3 protein-coding genes are annotated in these 1,668 nt (G+C 77.2%); all 3 read right to left on the bottom strand.

Annotated elements, in window-relative coordinates; translation table 11 throughout:
* Positions 1-423: hypothetical protein (locus tag VGR37_14045; protein ID HEV2148520.1), on the bottom strand; the 423-nt coding region annotated here is incomplete at its 3' end.
* Positions 424-490: 67 nt separating this feature from the next.
* Positions 491-1,126, bottom strand: coding sequence for an SGNH/GDSL hydrolase family protein (locus VGR37_14040; GenBank protein ID HEV2148519.1), 636 nt, complete (start codon positions 1,124-1,126; stop codon positions 491-493).
* Between the two features lie 29 nt (positions 1,127-1,155).
* On the bottom strand, positions 1,156-1,668 hold a 513-nt coding region (locus tag VGR37_14035; protein ID HEV2148518.1), incomplete at its 5' end, for a PTS sugar transporter subunit IIA.

Below are 1,668 nucleotides of genomic sequence, written 5' to 3'. Positions count from 1 at the left end.
GCGGGCGTCCGCCACCTCGCGGACCGCCTCCGGGCCGGCGCCGGGCTCCTCCGCCATGTCGGCCGCGTCGCGGAGCCGCTCCAGCGCCCGCCGATACTCCCGGCGCGGGCTCCCCTCCAGCTCGCCCGCCCCGGGGGCGCGCTCCTCGGCGCGCTCCAGCAGGTCCTCGGCGGCCTTGAGCGCCTCGGCGCGCCGCTCCGGGTCGCGGATGGCGATGGCGCTGTCCACCAGCACCAGGGTGGGGGCCAGCGCGCGCCAGTGCTCCGCCACGTCGGCGTCGGCCGGCGGGTCCGCGGGGCTCGCGGCGGCGGTCGGGGGCGCGGCGGAGCCCCCGCCCCGCTCGCCGAGGTTCACGGCAAGGGCGATCAGGGCGATCACGGCCATCAGTCCCAGGCCGATCCGTACGAGGGGAAGTTCGCGCAACGCTCTCTGCTCCGGTTCGGGGTGGCCGCAGCCGGAGACGGTGTACGCACCCGCCGTGCCGCGAGGCTCACCGCGTGAACACCCCGGTGCGGCCGCGGCCGAAGTCGTGCTCCGCCACCAGCCGCGCCACCGCCCCGGCGATCTTGGCGCCCCCCTGCGCGGAGGGCTCGATGGGGTTGGCGTAGTCGGCGTCCTCGTCGCAGATCAGCCGGAGGTCCAGCACCGGGAGCCCGGCCTCGAAGGCGGCGCGCAGGATGGCGTCGTTGAACACGGTGAGCGCGGTGACGGCCAGCCGCTGCTCCTGCCGGTCGGGGAAGCGGGGGTAGTACACGGTGCAGAGCGCGGCGGGGAGCCCGGCCGCCAGCACGGAGCGCACCATGGCCCGGTAGCGCTCCTCGAAGCTCCCGGCGATCCCGGCCAGCAGCTCCAGCGCCTCCGCCATGGAGCGCGTCCCGCGGCCCAGGATGTCCACGTGGGCCAGGGCGTCGTTCCCCCCGGCGCTCACCACCAGGAAGCCGGCGTCCTCCGGGACGCGCCGGAGCTGCCCCTCCACGTGGCCGGTCACCGCACCGTCGACCGCCGCGAGCGTCGCCCGCCACCCCTCCGGGAGGCGCTCGCGGAGCTGCGCCACCACGTCCGGCCCGCCGCGGACGTACGCCGCGTTGTCGAACACCGAGTCTCCCAGCAGCACCACGTGCTTCATTCTCCCTCCGGGGTACGTTGGACCGCGGCTCACACCGGCGCCGGCTCCACCCCGGCGGCCTCGTCCGGGGTCCGCGGGGGCTCCGCCTCCTCCGGCGCGCCGGGGGCGGGGTCCGGGCGGAACCAGTCGAAGAGCGTGTCCGGGGTGCGGCACCGGCACAGCTGCTCCCTGCGCTCCTCCGTTCGCACCAGCCGCGCCACCTCGGACAGGTAGCGGAGGCGCTCGTGGGCGCAGCGCGGCGGGAGGAGGAGGAGGAAGAGGAGGCGGGCGGGCGCCGAGGCGCCCGGCACCGGGATCCCCTCTCCCGCGATCCCCAGGAAGAGCAGGGGCTCGCGGATCTCCTCGGTAACGTGCGCCGTGAACACCACCCCCGGGGCCGGCTCGGACGACGCCTCCTCCGCTGTGCGCGCCAGATCGGCGGCCACGCGGCGCATCAGCGCGGGCCGGTCCGCGAGCTCGCCGGCCAGCAGCCTCTCCACGGCCTCGGGGAAGGAGGCGCCGTCCAGGTCGAAGGCCACCCGCCCGGCGGCGAGCGCCTCCGC

It is taken from the genome of Longimicrobiaceae bacterium (assembly GCA_035936415.1).
GTDB lineage: Bacteria > Gemmatimonadota > Gemmatimonadetes > Longimicrobiales > Longimicrobiaceae > JAFAYN01.
This window is presented reverse-complemented; position numbering and strand designations above follow the sequence as displayed.

Bases quoted from the DNA above. Each gene is read 5' to 3' on its own strand.
- VGR37_14040 (HEV2148519.1), bottom strand. From the start codon at position 1,126: ATGAAGCACGTGGTGCTGCTGGGAGACTCGGTGTTCGACAACGCGGCG.